Below are 1,328 nucleotides of genomic sequence, written 5' to 3' on the forward strand. Positions count from 1 at the left end.
GCTAAAATAGTGAGGAACGAACGACAGCCAACTGTTATTTGTCCGTTTGAATTGCTTGTTAGCAGAAGCGTTAATTAAGAACACTTAAACCAACAAACACATAAATAGTTAATTGATGGAAGTGAGAAACAATAAACACCGCACCACTTCGCCACTAAACTTTAATTGATAAACAATAACATAGAATGTTTACCAATCAATTTAAAACTAATTTTTGCCACAAGAAAGGAAGAAAAAGAGAAAAGCACCAATCCTTTGATGTGAGAAATAAAATTAACCAAGCACTTTTAAATTAGAACAAGTGTTGCCTGCTAACGCCCACATTAAGCGGCAAATAATAGTTGGCTAAAATAGTGAGGAACGAACGACAGCCAACTGTTATTTGTCCGTTTGAATTGCTTGTTAGGTGAAGTTTGTTTGTAAATACAGAACTTTAAAGCAAACACTGAAAGTTAATATTACATTCGCCACTTTATAAACACAACTGCTAGATTTTGAGCCACAACACCAAACAATAAAAAGCCAATTCGCAAGGACATTTTGTTTTTAGGTAATGCCCGAAGACTATATTGGCGTAAATGACGTAGAGCTTGGCGAAACACTCCAAAACATATTAAGAAAACATAAACGCCCTACTTAAATTGGCAAATGCTTTAAACAATTAAACGAAGTGGCGATTACACCTAACGACACGTTAAGCGGCAAAAAATTGTTGGCTAAAATTGTGAACGGAGTGAAACAGCCAACTGTTTTTTGTCCGTTTGAACGCCTTGTTAGGCATCTTTTTTCAGTTTTATTTTCTCTTGCGTCCATGTTTGGTAAGGCTTATCTGGATTTACCCATTTTATTTCTGGGGAGTCCTCACAAAAAAACGATACCTCAACAGTGTCTGTAGCAATAACGTAAAGATGTTTACCGTCTTTTATTTTGTCAGTAACATCCCATAGCGTGCACAAGTATTCTTCTTTGGATTCATTTGCTTCACCGATAAAAAGACTACTTACATTTGATACATTATTGAAGATGACATCACATTCCAATTCTGAAGTATCAGGATTAGATATTAACTGTAAATATACAGAAGGTACAAGGGTATCTACAATCAATTCCGAAACCCAATACGCCTGTTGTTTGAATAGAATATCTCTGAAAGAAACCACAATACTCCAAGATGCCTAACGCCCCATTAAGAGGCAAATGATTGTTGGCTAAAATAAGCGACGAAGGAGCAAATAGCCAGCTGTTATTTGTCCTGCTTGAATGGCTTATAGTTCGACCAAGCCACCTAATTTACTAAAGTAACTTACTATTAGATTAGGTGGAACATG

The 1,328-nt window shown here is 35.9% G+C and carries 1 protein-coding gene; it reads right to left on the bottom strand.

The genetic code is table 11. From position 1 onward, the window contains the following. Positions 1-773: 773 nt before the first annotated feature. Positions 774-1,160 carry a hypothetical protein gene (locus H4J75_RS19550; RefSeq protein WP_182223049.1) on the bottom strand — a complete coding sequence of 129 codons (387 nt, stop codon included), beginning with the start codon at positions 1,158-1,160 and terminating at the stop codon, positions 774-776. Positions 1,161-1,328 lie beyond the last annotated feature (168 nt).

Origin of the sequence: Colwellia sp. BRX10-1, assembly GCF_014077545.1 — a bacterium.
Taxonomy (GTDB): Bacteria; Pseudomonadota; Gammaproteobacteria; order Enterobacterales; family Alteromonadaceae; genus Colwellia_A.